This is a genomic window from Subtercola boreus (assembly GCF_003399645.1).
Lineage (GTDB): Bacteria > Actinomycetota > Actinomycetes > Actinomycetales > Microbacteriaceae > Subtercola > Subtercola boreus_A.
Genome location: NZ_NBXD01000044.1, coordinates 1 through 1,676 on the forward strand (window position 1 = coordinate 1; position 1,676 = coordinate 1,676).

Consider the following 1,676-nt stretch of genomic DNA (forward strand, 5'->3'; position numbering starts at 1 on the left):
TGAGTATTGGCGCTCGTGGGGGCCATCGTTATTGACTTTGGGGGCCATCGGCCGATCTGGCCAGTGGCGTGTTCGGGGGCCACCGAATATTGCTGTTGGGGGCCATCTGCTTAGCTCCTCCTGCCGCGTGTAGAGGCACGCGGCAGGAGGAGTAGTCAACAATGGCACGAAGAATCCAGGCAAAGCGGGTGCTCGAGCTCCGCGCCGAGGGCATGACGGGGCGTGCGATCGCGCTCGCGCAGGGCATGTCGCGCAAGAGTGTGTTGGCGGTGTTCGACGCCGCTGACAAGGCGGGCATCGGCGGCGGTGATCACGCGAGCCGCAGCGATGCTGAGTTTATGCGTTGTTGTTCCCGGGTCGGGGCGAGCACGAGAGTGTGTTCGTTCAGCCCGACTGGGAGGCGGTGCATAAGGAGCTCGCCAAGGTCGGGGTGACGCTGAAGCTGCTCCATGGCGAGTACCTCGATGGGTGCGCGGCGGCGCAGCAACCGGCGATGGGATACGACCGGTTCTGTAAAACGTATGCCGCGCATACGTTGATCACGGGGGCGGCGTCGCGGGTGGGTCATAAGGCTGGGCGGACGGTCGAGGTCGACTGGTCGGGGCCGACAATGCAGCTCGTTGACCCGGTGACGGGTGAGGTGTCGCGGGTGTATTTGTTCGTCGCATGTCTGCCGTTTTCCCGGTATGCGTTCGTGGAGCCGGCTCTGGATATGCGGCAAGACACGTGGCTGCTGGCGAACGTGGCGATGTTCGAGTGGTTCGGCGGATCGGTTCCTCGGATCGTTCCCGACAACTTGAAGACCGGGGTGATCAAGCACCCCCGCGAGGGCGAGGTCGTGTTGAACGATGCTTACCGTGAAATGGCGGTGCATTACTCGGCAGCGGTGCTGCCGGGCAGGCCTCGGTCACCAAAAGACAAACCATCGGTGGAGAATACTGTCTCCCACGTTGCCACCTGGGTCATCGCCGGATTGCGCCATCGCCAGTTTGGAACGCTGCCCGAGCTGCGGGTCGCGATCCGGGAACGCATCGATGCCTATAACCGGGAGCCGTTCCAGAAACGCGCCGGCTCCCGCCTGAGCGTTTTCGAGGCGGAGGAGAAGGCGTTGCTGCGGCAGCTGCCGTCGGCACCTTTCGAGATCAGCCGCTGGGTCATCGGGCGCCGGGTGCAGAAGAACGGGCATGTGGTTTGGGAGAAGAACTTCTACTCCGCCCCCTACGCGTTAATCGGCCAGGGCGTCGACCTGCGCATCACGAACCAGGTGCTGGAGGTTTATCGCAACCATGAACGCCTCACCAGCCACCTATTGTTCGGCGAGCATGTCGTGAACGAATACCGCACGAACGACGCCGACCAGCCCCAGGGCGAGAAGTATCGGGAGTGGGACACGGGGCGCATTCGGGCCTGGGCGGAGAGGATCGGTCCTCACACGGTGACCATGGTCAACAGGATCTTCGAGGCCGTTCCGGTGGAGGAGCAAGGCTTCGACGCCGCCCTCGCCGCGCTGCGGCTATCCCGGCGTTACTCCAGTGAGAGGTTAGAAAAAGCGTGTCAGATCGCCCTCGAGGGTCGTGTCCGCTCGCCCCGGTATGCGCACCTACAACCAATCCTGGAGACCGGGCAAGATAAAACCGGCATCCGCAAGAAGCCACGGTTCGAGGCCACTGAACTGG

Annotated in this window: 1 pseudogene; it reads left to right on the top strand. The window is 63.2% G+C overall.

The annotated features are described in order from the left end of the window. Positions 1 to 161 precede the first annotated feature (161 nt). Positions 162 to 1,676 (top strand): annotated as a pseudogene (gene istA / locus B7R24_RS16730) (IS21 family transposase); the annotation flags it as partial.